15 protein-coding genes are annotated in these 19016 nt (G+C 58.3%); 4 read left to right on the top strand and 11 right to left on the bottom strand.

Annotated elements, in window-relative coordinates:
• Positions 1 to 114: 114 nt before the first annotated feature.
• On the top strand, positions 115 to 2661 hold the full coding sequence (locus KO536_RS12760) for a TonB-dependent receptor (protein WP_219262059.1): 2547 nt from the start codon (positions 115 to 117) through the stop codon (positions 2659 to 2661).
• Positions 2662 to 2799: 138 nt separating this feature from the next.
• On the opposite strand, the gene KO536_RS12755 is transcribed toward KO536_RS12760, so the two are convergent.
• The 6 genes from KO536_RS12755 to KO536_RS12730 all read right to left on the bottom strand — a co-directional run bounded on the left by KO536_RS12755 (position 2800) and on the right by KO536_RS12730 (position 7286).
• On the bottom strand, positions 2800 to 3120 hold the full coding sequence (locus KO536_RS12755) for a ribbon-helix-helix domain-containing protein (RefSeq protein ID WP_133077366.1): 321 nt from the start codon (positions 3118 to 3120) through the stop codon (positions 2800 to 2802).
• A 15-nt stretch (positions 3121 to 3135) separates the two neighbouring features.
• Positions 3136 to 3717 (bottom strand): DJ-1/PfpI family protein, encoded by a 582-nt coding sequence (locus tag KO536_RS12750; protein ID WP_133077365.1) that lies wholly within the window; start codon positions 3715 to 3717, stop codon positions 3136 to 3138.
• 116 nt (positions 3718 to 3833) lie between these two features.
• Positions 3834 to 5051: an SAM-dependent methyltransferase gene (locus tag KO536_RS12745; protein ID WP_133077364.1), complete on the bottom strand. Its 1218-nt coding sequence runs from the start codon at positions 5049 to 5051 to the stop codon at positions 3834 to 3836.
• Between the two features lie 106 nt (positions 5052 to 5157).
• The gene (locus KO536_RS12740) at positions 5158 to 5772 is read right to left on the bottom strand and encodes a TPM domain-containing protein (RefSeq protein WP_133077363.1); all 615 of its coding nucleotides are present in this window, start codon (positions 5770 to 5772) and stop codon (positions 5158 to 5160) included.
• A 27-nt stretch (positions 5773 to 5799) separates the two neighbouring features.
• The gene (locus KO536_RS24445; RefSeq protein ID WP_219262058.1) at positions 5800 to 6540 is read right to left on the bottom strand and encodes a YgcG family protein; all 741 of its coding nucleotides are present in this window, start codon (positions 6538 to 6540) and stop codon (positions 5800 to 5802) included.
• Between the two features lie 137 nt (positions 6541 to 6677).
• Complete coding sequence (locus KO536_RS12730; RefSeq protein WP_133077361.1) at positions 6678 to 7286, bottom strand: LemA family protein; 609 nt, start codon at positions 7284 to 7286, stop codon at positions 6678 to 6680.
• 242 nt (positions 7287 to 7528) lie between these two features.
• On the opposite strand from KO536_RS12730, the gene bglX reads away from it, so the two are divergent.
• The 3 genes from bglX to codA all read left to right on the top strand — a co-directional run bounded on the left by bglX (position 7529) and on the right by codA (position 14793).
• Complete coding sequence (bglX, locus tag KO536_RS12725) at positions 7529 to 9820, top strand: beta-glucosidase BglX (RefSeq protein ID WP_219262057.1); 2292 nt, start codon at positions 7529 to 7531, stop codon at positions 9818 to 9820.
• Positions 9821 to 10513: 693 nt separating this feature from the next.
• Positions 10514 to 13387, top strand: coding sequence for a ribonucleoside-diphosphate reductase subunit alpha (locus KO536_RS12720; RefSeq protein WP_219262056.1), 2874 nt, complete (start codon positions 10514 to 10516; stop codon positions 13385 to 13387).
• A gap of 170 nt (positions 13388 to 13557) precedes the next feature.
• Entirely contained in the window at positions 13558 to 14793 is a 1236-nt protein-coding gene (codA, locus tag KO536_RS12715; RefSeq protein WP_219262055.1) for a cytosine deaminase, read from the top strand.
• Positions 14794 to 14926: 133 nt separating this feature from the next.
• Here the strand turns inward: codA and flgE are convergent, their stop codons facing one another.
• The 5 genes from flgE to cheR all read right to left on the bottom strand — a co-directional run bounded on the left by flgE (position 14927) and on the right by cheR (position 19013).
• Positions 14927 to 16246: a flagellar hook protein FlgE gene (gene flgE, locus KO536_RS12710; RefSeq protein WP_133077357.1), complete on the bottom strand. Its 1320-nt coding sequence runs from the start codon at positions 16244 to 16246 to the stop codon at positions 14927 to 14929.
• Positions 16247 to 16275: 29 nt separating this feature from the next.
• The gene (locus KO536_RS12705; protein ID WP_219262054.1) at positions 16276 to 17001 is read right to left on the bottom strand and encodes a flagellar hook assembly protein FlgD; all 726 of its coding nucleotides are present in this window, start codon (positions 16999 to 17001) and stop codon (positions 16276 to 16278) included.
• Between the two features lie 15 nt (positions 17002 to 17016).
• Positions 17017 to 17460 carry a flagellar basal body rod protein FlgC gene (gene flgC / locus KO536_RS12700; protein ID WP_133077355.1) on the bottom strand — a complete coding sequence of 148 codons (444 nt, stop codon included), beginning with the start codon at positions 17458 to 17460 and terminating at the stop codon, positions 17017 to 17019.
• Positions 17461 to 17463: 3 nt separating this feature from the next.
• A complete protein-coding gene (gene flgB / locus KO536_RS12695) occupies positions 17464 to 17871 on the bottom strand; it encodes a flagellar basal body rod protein FlgB (RefSeq protein ID WP_133077354.1) in 408 nt (135 codons plus the stop codon).
• Between the two features lie 314 nt (positions 17872 to 18185).
• Positions 18186 to 19013, bottom strand: coding sequence for a protein-glutamate O-methyltransferase CheR (cheR, locus tag KO536_RS12690; RefSeq protein WP_219262053.1), 828 nt, complete (start codon positions 19011 to 19013; stop codon positions 18186 to 18188).
• Between the last annotated feature and the right edge of the window lie 3 nt (positions 19014 to 19016).

Genomic DNA, 19016 nt, shown 5'->3' with positions numbered 1-19016 from the left:
ATATGCGAATATTTTGCATTCGCATATGTGGTTTTTTCAGGCTGTCGCGTCTTCCTCCGGTCTGCGTTGCTAACGCATGTCTTTTTGGCCTTTGTTGCCACACCGGGGGATTTCATGTTTCGCACACCACATCACTTCTCGCACGTTTACGCGCGCCCGACACTGGCGGCGGCTTGCCTGGCGATCAGCCTGCAAGCCCATGCCCAGTCGTTCCAGTTGCAGCTGCCGGCACAATCGCTGGCCAGCTCACTGAGTGAGGTGGCACAGCAAGCGAAAATCCAGCTGCTGTTTGACGAAGCCCTGCTACGCAACATAAAAGCCCCCGCGCTCAAAGGCGACTTCACACCACAACAGGCCATCCAGCTACTGCTCAAGGGCACCGACTTCAGCTTGATCCAGGTCGACCGCACCTACGTTGTCCGGCCTCGGGAAGACGGCACCACCACCAGCAACAGCCTTGAACTCGGCGCAGTCAGCGTCGTGGGTAATGGCAACGAGGTCGACTCCAGCAGCGTCGGCAAATCGACCATGACCCAAACCCAGATCAATCAGTATCAGGCCAACAACATCCCCAGCCTGCTGGCCACACTGCCGGGCATCAACCTCGGCGGATCGCTCAAGCCTGGCGGTCAGACCATCAATATCTGGGGCATGGGCGAAGCCGAAGACGTTCAAATGACGGTGGATGGCGCGACCAAAAGCGGCTTTGAGCGCTACAAACAGGGCACGATTTTTATCGAGCCCGAGCTGATCAAGCGCCTTGAAGTAGAAAAAGGCCCCCATGACATACACACCGGCAATGGTGGTTTTGCCGGCGTCGTACACATGGAAACCAAAGATGCCCCGGACTTGCTCGAAGACGGCAAAGACGTTGGCGCCATGCTCAAGTACGGCTACAGCAGCAATTATCATCAACAGGTTTACAGCGGTGCCGCGTACGGCCGCACCGAAGATGGCCGCGCCGATGCACTGGTGTACTACACCAAACGCGACGGCGACAACATGAAGCTGGCCGACACGATGCCCGATCCGAAAAACCTGTACCCGGTCAATCCCAAGCGCCTGCCCAACACCGCCCAGGATCTGGACGCGCAACTGCTCAAGCTCAACCTGAGACTCAATGACGAACACCGCGTCGGCATGTCTTACTCACGGGCGAACAATGACCTGTGGGTGCCCTTCTCGGCTGTCAGCTATCCGGAGCCACCCAGCAAGGCCAACATTGCCAAATATGGCTATGACATTGCCTCCCGACGATACCTGTCCAACCGCTCAACCATCGACACCACCTGGTCGACCCAATACAAATACGAGCCTCTGGACAACCCCCTGGTAGACCTTGAGGTCAAGTACTCCCACTCCAACACCGAACAAACCGACAAGCGCAGCGAACAGGCCCACACCCAGCCCACCACCGGCGGGCGCAAGATGGAAACCGGCTACACCGATGACATGCTGCAGATCGAAAACATCAGTCTGTTTGCCACCGGCCCGCTGGACCATGCCGTGACCACCGGCGTGCAATTTCGCAGACATCAGCGTGATGTGGACATGTGGATGCCAGGCGGTAATTACGAAACAGAGAAGTACAACTACGGCCACTACCAGCCCAACTTCATGCCACGGGGCAAGGTCAATACCAACAGCGTCTACCTTCAGGACGCCATCACTTGGGGCGACTTCACCTTGACCCCGTCCATGCGTTACGACCATGTGCGCAATCGCGGTCAGGAAAACGACGCGCCCTTTTACAACCATCCGGAACTGGGTCACGACTACAGCGACAAAACCTACACTGGCTGGTCGCCTCGCCTGTCGGCCTTCTGGACAATTACCCCGAAAACAGCCTTGTTCGTTAACTACAGCAAGACCTGGCGCGCCCCGGTGATCGACGAGCAATACGAAGTCCAGGGCACTGGCAGCCGCACCTCCAGCAGCCGGAGCCTGGATCCCGAGCGCATCACCGGCTGGCGCGGGGGAAACATCACCACGTTTGATCAGATTTTCAGCGACAGCGACCACGCCCTGGTGCGCACCACCCTGTTCCACAACACCGTCGACGACGAGATTTTCAAAGCCACAGGTGTGGGCTGTGCCGCACAAACAGTCGATGTCAGCATGAGCACAGCCTGCGGCCCCAATATGCCCAACTACCGCAATATTGGCAGTGTGACGATCAAAGGGTTTGAGGTTGAGAGCTTTTACGAGTCCACCTACGTGTTCGGCTCACTGTCGTACGCATGGATGACGGGTAAACACGAAGGCGCCTACACCAACCCGTGGGGCCCCAACGTCTGGGCCCGAGACGTGCCTGCACCAAAATGGATTGCCGTACTGGGCACCAAAATACCGAGCCTGGATGCTCGCGTTGGCTGGAAGGGAGAATGGGTGCGTAAAACAGACCGCAGACCGAGCGACGATTACTACAGCAGCCCGATCAGCGTTCTGGGTGACCGTTACTGGGATCACTACAACAACGACGGCTACAACGTGCAGGGCCTGTTTGCCAACTGGAAGCCGCAACAGCCGTACCTCAAGGGCACCGAGGTCAACTTCACCCTGGACAATATGTTCAATAACAGCTTTCGCCCGATGCTCAGCGGCGATAACGCCTACAGCCAGGGCCGCAATGCCAAGGTCAGCGTAACGCGGTTCTTCTGAGTTGGCTGATCCGGCAAACCCTCTGTGGGAGCGGGCTTGCTCGCGATTCGGCCTGCACGGTGTATCTGGCCCACCGCGTCGACGCCATCGCGGGCAAGCCCGGCTCCCACAGGTGTGTGCCGCTCACACCCGCAAGCGCTATTGCGGGAGAGAGCGGTTACTGTGACGTGCTACCACACTCAACTCCGGCGCCTGCACCCGGCGCTGGCTCAAGTAGCGGGTGCAACTCACGCGCAGGAACGAGGCAAAGTTGACCACTTCGCCGCGATAATCCATGACCTCTTCATACAGCTTGGCCACCAATTGGTTGGTGGTCATGCCGTCTGCTTCGGCGATTTCACTGAGAATGTCCCAGAACTGGTTTTCCAGGCGCAACGTCGTGACCACGCCGCAAATACGCAATGAGCGCGAACGTGACTCGTAAAGAATCGGATCGGCTTTTACATACAGTTCACACATGGTCACGCCTCCTTCCTACAAAGTGATCTTGGTGCCCAACAAGCCCAGAAACGCCGCAAGCCATGCAGGATGTGCCGGCCAGGCAGGAGCGGTAGCCAGGTTGCCCTGTACATGGGCCTTGGTCACGTCGATGTCGATATACGTACCGCCCGCCAGACGCACTTCCGGTGCACACGCCGGATAAGCACTGCATTCACGTCCTTCAAGCGTGCCCGCCGCCGCCAGCAGTTGCGCGCCATGGCACACCGCCGCAATCGGCTTGCCCGCCGTGTCGAAATCACGAACCAGTTCAAGAACCTTTTCGTTCAAGCGCAGGTATTCCGGTGCACGACCACCCGGCACGAGCAGAGCGTCGTAATCGCTGGCTTTAACCTTGTCGAAATCGAAATTCAGGGCAAACAGATGGCCGGGTTTTTCGCTGTAGGTCTGGTCGCCCTCGAAGTCGTGGATGGCGGTACGCACGGTTTGGCCAGAGGTCTTACCCGGGCACACGGCGTGCACGTGATGACCGACCATCAACAGCGCCTGAAACGGCACCATCACTTCGTAGTCTTCGACGTAATCGCCGACCAGCATCAGAATTTTTTTCGCTGCCATGGTGCGTGCTCCTGTGGGGTAAGACCTTGGGCCAGTAAGAGTAGCCAAAGTAACCCCTCAGCGCCCAAGCGGGTAATAGCCAAGTACTACGTACCCGCCAGACGCAACTTACAGGCTTATTTCAGCAAGCCATCGGCCTGCAGCAGCGTTTCAAGACAGTGTTCCTGGATGTTGTAGAACGCCTTGAGCTCCTGGATTTTCACCAACAGCTGAGCCGGATCAAGCGGCTCGGCGCGCTTGACCGCGAGGATCATCTTGTTTTTGTTGGTGTGCTCCAGGGAGATGAACTCAAACACCTTGGTTTCATAACCGCAGGCTTCTAGGAACAGTGCGCGCAAGCTGTCAGTGACCATTTCGGCCTGCTGGCCCAGGTGCAGGCCGTATTGCAGCATCGGCTTGAGCAATGCCGGGCTCTGGATTTGCAGGCGGATCTGCTTATGGCAGCACGGCGAACACATGATGATCGCAGCCCCGGAGCGAATCCCCATATGGATGGCGTAGTCGGTGGCAATGTCGCAGGCATGCAGCGCGATCATTACGTCGATCGGGGTCGGCGCAAAACTGCGCACATCACCATGCTGGAACGTCAGGCCCGGATGTTCGAGGCGCTGAGCGGCGTTGTTGCACAGCGTGACCATGTCTTCGCGCAACTCAACCCCGGTCACCAGGCCTTCGGCTTGCAGGCTGTGGCGCAGGTAATCGTGGATGGCAAACGTCAGATAACCCTTGCCCGAACCAAAATCCACCACCTTGACCGGTTGATCCAGCTTGAGGGGCGAGTTACTCAGGGCGTGGGAAAACACCTCGATAAACTTGTTGATCTGCTTCCACTTGCGCGACATCGCCGGGATCAGTTCTTGCTGCTTGTTGGTCACGCCCAGATCAGCCAGAAACGGCCGAGTCAGATCCACAAAGCGGTTCTTTTCACGGTTGTGCTCGGCCGACGGCACTTCCCGCTCTTGCTGGCTTTTGCCTTTGAACAGCGAGCTTTTGCCTTTTTTGCTGTATTCCAGCTGCACTTCGTCGGTCAGGGTCAACAAATGTGCGTTCTTGAACGCTTCCGGCAGCAGCTCGGCAATGTTGGCCACGCCCTCTTGCAGCGGGAAGTTCTTGGTGATGTCACGGGTTTTGTAGCGATACACAAACGACAGGCAGGCCTGATCCTTGACCGTGACCTGCTTGATGATGATCCGCTGCAGCTCGGCTTCAGCACCCACGTACTTGGCCAGGACCAGCTTGATAAAGGAGTTCTGGGCCAGGCCGGTTTCCAGCAGGCTCAAAAATTGCGCACGATGATCCGGCACAGACGCGGCGGTGGTAGCAGTCACTGACATTGAAAAAGGTGCCTCGGGGGTGCAGGAGGGGAAATCAAAAAACGAATGGCGGCCATTTTAGGCGTGTTGGCCGCCGGGGGCACGGAGTTATTTCAGACAGCGGCAATTACAACATCACCAACCGATTCGGTAATTGATTACGTGTCTGCGTCTTGGGCACATGCTGTTTGAGCACTTCGGCACAGGCATCGATGCAGGTAATAAAGCCCTCTGCCGTATGCCCCAGCGCCACGCGCCGCACGAAGTCGTTAACGATGGTGCCCCAGTCGCTGTTGTCCAGATGACGCGAGATGCCTTCGTCTACCAGGATTTCGACATAACGCTCAGCCTCACTGACAAAAATCAGCACGCCGGTGCGCCCCGCCGTGTGATGCAGTTTCTGTTCGAGAAACTGGCGTCGGGCCAGATTACTCGCGCGCCAGTGCCGCACACGGGGCGGAATGAGCCGGGTGGTGATGGCCGGGAGGCGAAAGATCAGACTAAGGAAGACAAAGCTGGCCCACTGCAGCATCAGCAGCGTGTAAGTCGTCAGCCCGCTGTTTAAAAAGTGCACCACAGCGGGCACCACCAGGGCGATGAGGCTGGCCCACAGCAAGGGGATGTAGCTGTAGTCGTCGGCACGGGGAGCCAGCACGGTGACGATTTCGGCGTCGGTGTGCAATTCGGCACGGGTGACGGCTTCTTCGACCTGCCGCTGTTGCTCTGGAGTTAATAAAGCCATAAGTCTCGATACTCGTTGAAAAATGAATTACCAGCCGCCTGAGGCCCCGCCGCCGCCAAAGCTGCCACCGCCGCCGCGAAAACCTCCGCCACCGCCTCCTCCGAACCCGCCACCCCCAAAACCGCCCGAGCGCGAACCACCGCCACCGCCCGAGTGGCAGATGCCCAGGAACTGGCAGGCAGCGACAATCAGCACAAACAGTATAAATAGCAGCACAACCACGCCCGGGTGCTCAGCCATGAAATCATTGCTGCCGCCCTGCCCGGTGGCGTAGGCCGGTTCGGCCAAGGGAGCACCGCCCAATACCTGCAGGATGGCGCCGACACCGTCGCTGATCCCCTGGTTGTAGTTCCCTGCCTTGAAGGCCGGAGTGATGACCTGATTGATGATCACAGAGGACTGGGCGTCAGTGAGCCGATCTTCCAGGCCATAGCCGACCTCGATGCGCAACTTGCGGTCGTCACGGGCCACGATCAGCAAGGCGCCGTTGTTTTTGTCCTTTTGGCCGATGCCCCAGGCGCGACCCAACTGGTAGCCGAAGTCTTCAATCGGGGTGCCTTGCAGGTCGGGCACCGTGACCACCACCACTTGCTCGCCGGTGGCTTTTTCGTGGGCTTGCAGGGTTTGCGTCAATTGCTGGCGAGTGGCGGGATCAAGCATTTGCCCGTCATCCACCACCCGCCCGCTGAGCGCGGGAAAGGTCAGTGCCTGGGCCGTGGCTATAAAGAGCCACAGCAACAGGCCAAGCCCCGGTCTTGATAAGCGCATCGCTACCTCGATATTAAAGCCCGGACTCTTGTAGTCGCTGCCGCAGGCTGCGAAGGGGTTCGCAGGGTCTTTGAGGAAACGGTTTGCTCCGCAAACCTTCGCAGCCTGCGGCAGCGACTACAACATCACACAAGCAATTAGAACTTCACTTCAGGCGCTTTGTCGGCGTCCGGGGTGGTGGCTTCAAAGGTCGAGCGTACTGGCAGGTCGCTGTACATCACCGCATGCCACAAACGCCCCGGAAAGGTGCGGATTTCAGTGTTGTAGCGCTCTACCGCAAGGATAAAGTCGCGACGGGCCACGCTGATGCGGTTTTCCGTGCCTTCAAGTTGTGACTGCAGCGAGAGGAAGTTCTGGTTCGACTTGAGGTCCGGGTAACGCTCGGACACCACCATCAATCGACTCAAGGCTCCCGTGAGCTGGTTCTGCGCTTCCTGGAACTGCTTGAGTTTTTCGGGATTGTTCAGGGTGCTGGCGTCGACCTGGATCGAAGTCGCCTTGGCCCGCGCCTCAATCACCGCCGTCAAGGTGGCTTGCTCCTGCTTGGCCGCGCCCTTGACCGTTTCGACCAGGTTGGGGATCAGGTCCGAGCGACGCTGATACTGGTTCTGCACTTGCGACCAGGCCGCCTTGACCTGCTCGTCCAGGGTCGGAATGGTGTTGATCCCGCACCCCGCCAGCAGGCTGCTCAAGGCCAGCAGGGCGATCACTTTCCAGCCCACAACTCTAACGTTTTGTATTCCCATGCTTGTGACGCTCCGAAATAACGACATTTGGTTATTGACCACACACCACGCCTAAAAACTCCCTGCAATACTGGATTGCACGCGACGAATCAGCTAAAAGACTGCCTACCATTCAGGAATACTCCGTTCTAAAGGTAGGTCAATTCTTTAATTCGAGTACTCCTGATACCTCCCCAGAACAATATCGCTGCACAAGCGTGGGCTTCCCTCGCTTCAAGTGAGCGGCTGCGCAGAAGAATCCAATGAGAAAAATGTGTTTGCTGGGCATTGTCATCAGCCTGGCCAGTCACACCGTGTGGGCTCAAACCCCTGCGGCCCCGCTCCCGCCTAAAGACGTGTTCGTCGCTGACCTGCTGAAGAAAATGACTGTCGATGAAAAGATCGGCCAATTACGCCTGATCAGCATCGGCCCGGAAATGCCCCGCGAGATGATCCGCAAGGAAATCGCCGCAGGCCGTATCGGTGGCACCTTCAACTCCATCAGCCGTGACGAAAACCGCCCGATGCAAGACGCTGCCATGCGCAGCCGTCTGAAGATCCCGATGTTTTTTGCGTACGACGTGATCCATGGCCATCGCACTATTTTCCCGATCAGCCTGGCCCTGGCCTCCAGCTGGGACATGGATGCCATCGGCCTGAGCGGTCGCGTGGCCGCCAAGGAAGCCAGCGCCGACAGTATCGACCTGACCTTCGCACCCATGGTGGATATCGCCCGCGACCCGCGCTGGGGCCGTACCTCCGAGGGCTTTGGTGAAGACACTTACCTGGTCTCGCGCATCGCCAGGGTCATGGTGCAGGCCTATCAGGGCGCGTCACCGGCCCTGCCCGGCAACATCATGGCCAGCGTCAAACACTTCGCCCTGTATGGCGCAGTGGAAGGCGGCCGGGACTACAACACGGTGGACATGAGCCCGACACGCATGTTCCAGGACTATCTGCCGCCCTACCATGCAGCGATTGAAGCCGGCGCCGGCAGCGTGATGGTGGCCCTGAACTCGATCAATGGCATACCGGCCACCTCGAACATGTGGCTGATGCAGGATTTGCTGCGCAAGGACTGGGGCTTTAAAGGCGTTGCTGTCAGCGACCACGGCGCAATCATCGAGTTGATCAAGCATGGTGTGGCCAAGGACAGCCGGGAGGCCGCCAAGCTGGCGATCAAGGCCGGTATCGACATGAGCATGAACGACAAGGCCTACGGTGAGGAGTTGCCCGGCCTGCTCAAGTCCGGCGAAGTGCCGCAAAGCGATCTGGATAACGCGGTGCGTGAGGTGCTTGGCGCCAAATACGACATGGGCCTGTTTGGCGACCCGTACCTGCGGATCGGCAAGGCTGAAGACGATCCGGTCGATACCAAGGCCGACAGTCGCCTGCATCGCAGCGAAGCCCGTGAAGTGGCGCGCAAGAGCCTGGTGCTGCTGAAAAACCAGTCTGAAACCCTGCCGCTGAAAAAAGAGGCGCGCATCGCGCTGGTTGGCCCGCTGGCCAAGGCCCCGATTGACATCATGGGCAGTTGGGCGGCGGCCGGTCAGCCAGCACAATCTGTCACCGTATACGACGGCATGCGCAACGCACTCGGCGAACAGGGCAACTTGATCTATGCCCGTGGCGCCAACATCACTGACGACCAGAAAATCGTCGACTACCTCAACTTCCTCAACTTCGATGCACCCGAAGTGGTCAATGATCCGCGCCCGGCGCAGGTGATGATTGACGAAGCGGTCAAGGCAGCACAGCAGGCAGATGTGGTGGTTGCCGTGGTGGGCGAGTCGCGGGGCATGTCCCACGAATCATCAAGCCGCACCAACCTCGACATTCCTGCCAGCCAGCGCGCCCTGATTACAGCGCTAAAGGCTACGGGCAAGCCGTTGGTGCTGGTGTTGATGAACGGCCGGCCGCTGTCGATTTATGTACAACAGCAACAGGCCGACGCAGTGCTGGAAACCTGGTTCAGCGGCACCGAAGGCGGTAATGCAATCGCTGACGTGCTGTTCGGCGACTACAACCCGTCCGGCAAATTGCCGATTACCTTCCCGCGCTCGGTTGGTCAGATTCCGACTTATTACAGCCACCTGAGCATTGGCCGACCGTTCACGCCGGGCAAGCCGGGCAACTACACCTCGCAGTATTTCGATGAGCCCAACAGCCCGCTGTACCCGTTTGGCTATGGCCTGAGCTACACCGACTTCAGCCTGTCGGATGTCAGCCTGTCGGCCAAGACCTTGAAGCCGGGTGCCACCCTGACGGCCAGCGTGACCGTCAAAAACACCGGCAAGCGTGCTGGCGAAACAGTGGTTCAGCTGTATATCCAGGACGTCACCGCGTCCATGAGCCGTCCGCTCAAGGAACTGAAAAACTTCCAGAAGATCATGCTCCAGCCTGGCGAGGAAAAGGTGGTGCAGTTCAACATCGACGAGAACGACTTGAAGTTCTATAACGCACAATTGAAGTACGCCGCAGAACCGGGTGAATTCAACGTGCAGATCGGCCTCGATTCGCAAAACGTCCAGCAAAACAGCTTCCAATTGCTGTAATTTCGCTCAATGACCGGGAAGGTCTGCCCTGACCTTCCCGGTGCTTCTTCGTAGCAATATCCCCTTGACCTTTCCTATCTTTGCACCCGCCTGAAAATGCGTTCGGACAGCGCTGTTTTTTATGGTAGGGTTCGCGCCCTCAAAATTCAGCACGCACAGTTTAATCCGGTAAAAATTGGTGACAAACGGTCTGATGCAGAGCCTGTGGGGCCTACGCCGTTTTTTATACTTTCATACACAAATCGAGCATGGATTCAAGCCAAGATCCTACGTTGCAGAGACTCGGCAAAACGCATATCTTGTATCTATCCAGCCAAAAAACCCCATATGTAGGGTTTTAAGCAAAAAGACCAAGCACAACTCAGACGAGAATTTCAAGCCCTTTTCTCGCGCCTGCCTGGTGAACCAAACACGATTTTAAAGACCAAACCGCTCATGCGGATGGCAACCGCTTTCCAACGTAAATGTCGGAAAGCGGCCCGGGTGTTGCAGTAAAAATACTGTCATCCAACAGGAATACGGTTTCACGCGGTCTGCGTGAATCAAGACTTCGGCACGGAAGCGGCTCAACCCCCCTTCTGTACGTCCCGAAGTTGTTATGCCCGGCTCATCACCGGTTGTAGTGCTTCAGGACGTAACGGTGGGCACCCAAAAGGCGCCCAAACAAACATAGAGAATGTGGAGACACCCCCCATGCAAACCGATACAACTCGCGAGAACTCGCAGGGTTCCGATTCAAATCTGGATCTGTCTGCGACCGCGCCAGGCCAACTGCGCGTGATCAAACGTAACGGGGCTGTGGTTCCTTACACCGATGACAAGATCACCGTTGCCATCACCAAGGCGTTTCTCGCAGTTGAGGGCGGCAACGCTGCTGCCTCGTCCCGCATTCACGACACTGTTGCGCGCCTGACCGAACAAGTCACCGCGACCTTCAAGCGTCGCATGCCATCGGGTGGCACCATCCACATCGAAGAAATCCAGGACCAGGTTGAACTGGCCCTGATGCGCGCCGGCGAGCAAAAAGTGGCTCGCGACTATGTGATCTACCGTGACGCCCGCTCCAAGGAACGCGCCATCCGCGCTCCGGCCCAAGACGCCGTGAATGCTCACCCGTCGATCCGCATCACCCTTGCCGACGGTACTTTTGCACCCCTGGACATGAGCCGCCTGAACACCATCGTCACCGAGGCCTGCGAAGGTCTGGAAGAAGTTGACGGCGACCTGATCCAGCGCGAAACCCTGAAAAACCTCTACGACGGCGTAGCGCTGAGCGACGTCAACACCGCCCTGGTGATGACCGCCCGCACCCTGGTAGAGCGCGAGCCCAACTACTCGTTCGTGACCGCTCGCCTGCTGATGGACACCCTGCGTGCCGAAGGCCTGAGCTTCCTGAAAGTAGCTGACAGCGCCACCCACCACGAGATGGCTGACCTGTACGCCAAGGCCCTGCCTGCCTACATCGCCAAGGGTATCGAGTTCGACCTGCTGAACCCTGTGCTGGCCACCTTCGACCTGGAAAAACTGGGCAAGGCGATCAACCACGAGCGCGATCAGCAGTTCACCTACCTGGGCCTGCAAACCCTGTACGACCGTTACTTCATCCACCACGATGGCGTGCGTTTCGAACTGCCGCAGATCTTCTTCATGCGCGTGGCCATGGGCCTGGCAATCGAAGAGAAGCAAAAAGAAGACCGCGCCATCGAGTTCTACAACTTGCTGTCGTCCTTCGACTACATGTCGTCGACTCCGACCCTGTTCAACGCCGGTACCCAGCGTCCGCAGCTGTCCAGCTGCTACCTGACCACCGTGCCGGATGACCTGTCGGGCATTTACCACGCGATTCACGACAACGCCATGTTGTCCAAATTCGCCGGTGGCCTGGGCAACGACTGGACGCCAGTACGTGCACTGGGTTCGTGGATCAAGGGCACCAACGGCAAATCCCAGGGCGTGGTTCCGTTCCTCAAGGTCGTGAACGACACCGCTGTGGCCGTTAACCAGGGTGGCAAGCGCAAAGGCGCTGTGTGTGCCTACCTGGAAACCTGGCACATGGACATCGAAGAGTTCATCGAGCTGCGCAAGAACACCGGTGATGATCGTCGTCGTACCCACGACATGAACACCGCCAACTGGATCCCTGACCTGTTCATGAAGCGCGTCTTCGATGACGGCCCGTGGACCCTGTTCTCGCCATCCGAAGTACCGGACCTGCACGACCTGACCGGCAAGGCCTTCGAAGAGCGTTACGAGTACTACGAAGCGCTGTCCCAGTACCCGGGCAAGATCAAGCTGTTCAAGACCATCCAGGCCAAAGACCTGTGGCGCAAAATGCTGTCCATGCTGTTTGAAACCGGCCACCCGTGGCTGACGTTCAAAGACCCGTGCAACCTGCGCAGCCCGCAGCAGCACGTGGGCGTGGTCCACAGCTCGAACCTGTGCACCGAGATCACCTTGAACACCAACAAGGACGAAATCGCCGTTTGCAACCTGGGCTCGATCAACCTGCCGAACCACATCGTCAACGGCAAGCTGGACACCGACAAGCTCAAGCGCACCATCGACGTAGCCGTTCGCATGCTCGATAACGTGATCGACATCAACTACTACTCGGTGCCGCAAGCACGCAACTCGAACCTCAAGCACCGTCCAGTGGGTCTGGGGATCATGGGCTTCCAGGACGCTCTGTACCTGCAGCACATTCCGTACGCTTCGCAAGCAGCCGTGGAATTTGCAGACAAGTCGATGGAAGCGGTCAGCTACTACGCAATCCAGGCTTCTTGCGACCTGGCAGACGAGCGCGGCGCTTACGAGACGTTCCAGGGTTCGCTGTGGTCCAAAGGCATCCTGCCCCTGGACTCGCAACAGATCCTGATCGAGCAGCGTGGCCAGAAGTACATCGACGTTGACCTGAACGAATCCCTGGACTGGGCACCGGTTCGTGCCCGTGTACAAAAAGGCATTCGTAACTCCAACATCATGGCCATCGCACCGACCGCCACCATCGCCAACATCACTGGCGTATCGCAGTCGATCGAACCGACCTACCAGAACCTCTACGTGAAATCGAACCTCTCGGGCGAATTCACCGTGATCAACCCGTACCTGGTTCGCGACCTCAAGGCGCGCGATCTGTGGGACTCGGTCATGATCAACGACCTGAAGTACTACGACGGTTCCGTGCAGCAGATCGAACGCATCCCGCAAGAGCTCAAAGAGCTGTATGCCACCGCGTTTGAAGTCGATACCAAGTGGATCGTTGACGCCGCCAGCCGCCGTCAGAAGTGGATCGACCAGGCTCAGTCGCTGAACCTGTACATCGCTGGCGCTTCGGGCAAGAAGCTGGACGTGACCTACCGCATGGCCTGGTACCGTGGTCTGAAAACCACTTACTACCTCCGTGCCCTGGCCGCGACCAGCACCGAGAAGTCCACCGTCAACACGGGCAAGCTCAACGCCGTGTCGAACGGCAACAACAGCGAAGACGTCGCTGCAGCCCCTGCCGGTCCAGCACCGGTACCAAAGGCTTGCGCGATTGACGAGCCGGATTGCGAAGCTTGCCAATAAGCTGAGCGGGCAGGCGGGTCAAACCGCCTGACCAAAAACCCCCGTTAAACCCTGGTAACAGTTGGGTTTAACGGGGGTTTTGTTTTTTGCGCGATTAAACGACGGGAATCCCCTGCCTGCCTCGTCAGCGACTACATTGCAGGTTGCAGAATTCAACAACAGGACGCCCCATGAACATCATCAATGCCACGTTGCGTAAAACACCCGGCCTGTTCACGGTCAGTTGCGAAGGCGAGCGCATCGGCGCCATCACGTTGCAGCAAGGCACTGTGCCCGTGCAAAACGGTGATATCGATGCCCGCGGCCAACTGTTAATCGCCCCTCTGGTTGAACCCCATATCCATCTGGATGCAGCCCTGACCGCGGGCCAGCCCGAGTGGAATGCGAGCGGCACCCTGTTCGAAGGCATCGAGCGCTGGGCACAGCGCAAGGAAACCATCACCCACGAAGATACCAAGCAGCGTGCCCACACCACTCTGCGCATGCTGGCCGAGCATGGCATTCAGCACGTGCGCACCCATGTCGATGTGACCGATCCAACCCTGGCCGCACTGCGGGCGATGATTGAAGTGCGCGAAGAGGCCCGGCATCTGGTTGACCTGCAAATCGTTGCGTTTCCGCAGGAAGGTATCGAGTCGTACGCCGCAGGGCGCGAGCTGATGACCCTGGCCGTGGAGTTGGGCGCTGATGTGGTCGGCGGCATTCCGCACTTTGAAAACACCCGGGAGCAAGGGGTCAGTTCAATTAAATTCTTGATGGACCTGGCCGAGCGCACCGGCTGCCTGGTGGATGTGCACTGCGACGAAACCGACGACCCCCATTCGCGCTTTCTTGAAGTGCTGGCCGAAGAGGCCCGCGTACGCGGTATGGGCAGCCGGGTAACCGCCAGCCACACCACGGCCATGGGCTCTTACGACAACGCCTACTGCTCGAAACTGTTCCGCCTGCTCAAGGCTTCGGGCATCAACTTCGTCTCGTGCCCGACCGAAAGCATCCACTTGCAGGGCCGCTTCGACAGCTTCCCTAAACGTCGCGGCGTGACACGGGTTGGCGAACTGGATCGGGCCGGGATGAACGTGTGCTTCGGCCAGGACTCGATCAAGGACCCTTGGTATCCATTGGGCAACGGCAACATCCTGCGGGTTCTGGATGCCGGCTTGCATATCTGCCACATGATGGGTTTTGAAGACCTGGCGCGCTGCCTGGATCTGGTCACTGACAATAGCGCGCGCACCCTAGACCTGGGCGAGCGGTACGGCATTGCCGTGGGCCGTCCGGCAAATCTGCTGGTGCTGGATGCCGAGAGCGACTACGAAGCGGTGCGCCGCCAGGCCAAGGCGCGGGTCTCGATTCGTGGAGGCAAGGTACTGATGACCCGAGTGCCGGAGCGGGTTGAGTTCACCTGAACCTGCGCGCTTTGGGTAGGAGCTGGCTTGCCTGCGATGCTGACAACGCGGTCACTTGCCAGACCGCGCTGCTGCTATCGCGAGCAAGCCCGCTCCCACAATGGTGACGGGCATACCCTCTCGCGACCCGCCATTACGTCATCTGAATAATGGTCTGCATGATGGTGCTTTGGGTCGAGATGGTTTTGGCGTTGGCCTGGTAGTTGCTCTGCGCCTTGATCAGGTCCACCAGTTCGCTGGTCAGGTTGACGTTGGAGTCTTCCAGGGAGTTGGACTGGATGGCGCCCAGGCTGCCAATTTTCGGCGCGTCGTAACCGGCCACACCCGAGGAGTAGGTTTCTTTCCAGGCGGTGCCACCCACCGGCTGCAAGCCTTGCTCGTTGGTAAAGCTGGCCAGGGAAATCTGGCCGATGGCGCGGCTCTGGTTGTTGCTGAAGTTGGCGAACATCACGCCCGAACCATCGATGGTCAGGTTGTTGATCTGGCCGGTGGCATAGCCGTCCTGGGTGGGCGGGTTACGGGAAGTATCGGTGTTGTACTGGGTGGTTTTGGCCATGTTGATCACGATGCCACCCGCTTTGGACGCCGCACCGTTGTCTTTCCATTCGCCATTGATCATGGCGCCCGGCTTCCAGCCACTGACAACCAGGGTGTTTTCAGCCTGGTCATCAGCCGCGCCTGGCTGCGTCACCTTGGTCAACGCACCGGCCGAATCAAACGCCATGGTTGAAGGCACTGGTGCCGTGGCATTCTCGCCTGTTGGCAAGGTGCCATCCGGGTTGCGGCCATCGATCAGGGTATAGACGCTCCAGTTGTTGCCACCGGTCTTGACCATGTACTGGTCCATCGGGTGCGCGTTGCCCTGGGTGTCATAGACCGTGGTGCTGAATTTTTTGGTGTAGCTGGTGGAGACGGTCGGATCGAACGGGACCTTGGCCTGATCGATCGCATCGGCGCTGGAGTTCAAGTTGATCTCGGACGTGACCGAACCTGTAGGCTTGGGCGCCAGGTTCGAGGTGTCGATACGCAGGTCGGTAAGCACGCCATTGACGATATTGCCGTTGGCATCCACGCCATAACCCTGCAAGCGCGCAGTGCCATCAGAGCTGGTCACATAACCGTCTTTATCGGACTTGAACGTACCGGCACGGGTGTAGCTCAAGGAGCCGTTGTCGCTCAGCACGAAGAAGCCGCTGCCCTGAATCCCCATGTCCAGAAGGTTGCCGGTGTTGTTGACTGCACCTTGACCAAAGTTTTGCGAAACCGCTGCCAGGTTCACGCCACTGCCGATGGTCTTGCTGCCGATCCCCAGCTTGTTGGCCGAGTAGATGTCGGCAAACTCTGCCCGCGAAGATTTGAAGCCGGTGGTCGCAGCGTTGGCGATGTTGTTGCCGGTCACGTCGAGCTGCTTGTTCGCCGCATAGAGGCCGCTAAGGCCGATATTGAATGACATGTTTCTCTCCTTGAGGCGTATGAGTCGGCTTAGAGGCCAATGGTCTGGACTTTGGATATGCCAATGCTGCCCAGGCCTGCGAGGTTGAGCATGATTTCGCCACCGGTCTTGCTCAGGGTCACGCTGTTAACCGTGGCTGGCAGGTAGGTGGTGAGCGCCGTCGTGCCGGTGTCGGTTTTGCTTGATGCGGTGAAGGTGTACGAGCCCTTGTCCAGCAGCACGCCCTCGTCGTCCTTGCCATCCCAGGTAAAGCCCGCGTTACCGGCCTTCTGGGTGCCCATGTCGATCGTGCGGACCACTTCACCGTCCGCATTGGTAATGCTGATCACGGGATTGGAGTTGGCGTCCTGGACCACCACGGTGCCGTTGAATGGCTTTTCGCTGGCGGGGTCCACATAGGCCTCACCGGTTTGCACAATCACCGAGCGCCCCACCAGCGACGAGGCCTGCAAGGCTTGCGAAGACTGGAAGTTGCCCGAGAGCGAAGTGACCGTATCGTTGAGCGTGGTGATGCCTTCCAGGCTGCTGAACTGGGCCAGTTGCGCGACGAACGCAGTGTTGTCCTGCGGGTCCAGCGGGTTCTGGTTTTTCAGTTGGGTAACCAGCAGTTGCAGGAACGCATCCTTGCCCAGCGCCGTGTTCCCGGACGCAGCCTTCGAGGCCGCCGCCAGACTGGTATCGGTGGTCTTGGCCTGGGCGGAGTTGGCAAGCACCTGGTTAAGGGTCATGCCGCTGGTGGAATCGGTCACACTCATTTGCGTCGCCCCTTATCACTGACCGAGGGTCAGGACCTTCTGCATCATGGTTTTGGCGGTATTCATCAGCTCGGCGTTGGTCTGAAACGAACGGCTGGCAGAAATCATGTCAGCCATTTCTTCAACCACATTGACGTTGGGGTAGTACACATAGCCCTTGGCGTCTGCAGAAGGATGGTTAGGTTCGTAACGGGCCTGAAGCTCGCTTTGGTCCTCAACCACGCCCAGCACCTGCACACCTTGGCCTGCACCGTCCTGATTCTGGAACAGCGAGTCGCCGGTGGTGCTTTGCGCGCCCTGAAACATAGTGGCAAATACCGGGTGACGAGCACGGTAGGTCTGGTCGATGCTCGAAGACACGGTGTCGGCGTTGGCGATGTTGCTGGCCACGGTGTTCAGGCGCGTGGTCTGGGCGCTCATGCCACTACCGGCAATATTGAAAACACTGGATAGAGACATGGATTACTCCCCACGCAGGGCCGACATCAGCCCTTTGAATTTGCTGTTGAGCAGGGTGAAGCTGGCCTGGAAGTTGACCGCATTCTCTGCATAGTTCGATTGCTCCAACTGAGCATCCACGGTGTTCTGGTCGATCGAGGGCTGCATCGGGGTGCGGTACAGCAGCGACTCGTCGCCACTGCTCAGGCCCTGGGCTTCGATATGGCGAGTGTTGGTCTTGTTCAACGCAAAGGCGCCGTTCTGGTTTTTGTCGCTCTGTGCCGCGAGCACAGAGGCAAAGTCCAGATCCCGAGCCTTGTAGTTCGGGGTGTCGGCGTTGGCGATGTTGTTGGCCAGTACCTCGGCACGCTGAGCGCGAAAGCCCAGGGCTTGCTCATGGATACCGAGCGCTTTATCGAAGCTGATGCTCATGTCGGAAAACCTTTGTGGGCTGACCTGAGAATGTGATTCAGGTTTTACATGACAGGGATAGAGCAAACCCCGTGCCAGTTTTTACAGCCCCGTATTTCAAGGGTTTTCCGGATTGCGGACAGCGGCAATGCCAGAAAAGCGGCAACGGTTGACCGCTGACTGCCGCTTTTCTGCCGCTTGGAGCAGGTTTTATGTAGTCGCTGCCGAAGGCTGCGATAAGGGCCACAGGCCCTTGAAAAGGTTTTGCACCGATCTCGGGAAACGGGTTGCTGCGCAACCCTTCGCAGCCTGCGGCAGCGACTACGGATAGAGGTCTATTTGGCCTGGTAGATGATTCCCGGGCTGCATTGGACCATCTGGTAGTGATCCGGCAAGCCGTTGAGGGCTTCAGAGGCGCCCAAAAACAAATAGCCACCCGGTTTCAAGGTGCTGTGGATACGCAGCAGAATGTCTTTTTTCACTTCTGCCGAGAAGTAGATCAACACGTTGCGGCAAAACACGATGTCGAACTTGCCAAACCCTGCGTAGCTGTCCAGCAGGTTGAAGGAGCGGAACTCGACCCGATTCTTGATCGGCGTCTTGAGCACCCAGCGCCCCGGCCCCTTGGGATCGAAATAGCGCTGCAAGCGTTCTGGCGAAAGGCCCCGGCCAATCGCAAGGTTGTCGTATTCGCCGGTTTTACAGGTATTGAGCATCTGGGCCGACAGGTCGGTGGCAAAAATCTGCACACCCGCTTTCAACTGCCCAAGGTTGCTGCGCTCAAACTCGTCAATGGCCATCGACAACGAGTACGGCTCCTGCCCCGAAGAACAGGCCGCCGACCAGATTCGCAAACGCTGGCCAGGACTGGCCTTGATTTGCTCGGGCAGCACCTTGTTCTTCAATACTTCGAAGGGGTAGGTGTCGCGAAACCACAAGGTTTCGTTGGTGGTCATCGCATCGACCACCAGTTCGCGCAGCCCGCTGCGCGGCTGGCTCTGGATACGCTGAATCAGCTCGCCCAGGGACTTGATACCTTGCTGCTCCATCAGCTTGTTAAGCCGGCTGGAGACGAGGTACTGCTTGTTTTCACCCAGCAAAATGCCACAGGCTTTTTCCAGGAAGACCCGGAACTGTTCAAAATCCAAATTAGCCGTCGACAAATG

Source organism: Pseudomonas sp. NKUCC02_KPG (assembly GCF_019345465.1).
In the GTDB taxonomy this organism is placed as follows: Bacteria; Pseudomonadota; Gammaproteobacteria; order Pseudomonadales; family Pseudomonadaceae; genus Aquipseudomonas.
Note: the sequence above shows the minus strand (reverse complement) of the source record. Positions and strands in the feature narration are given on the sequence as shown.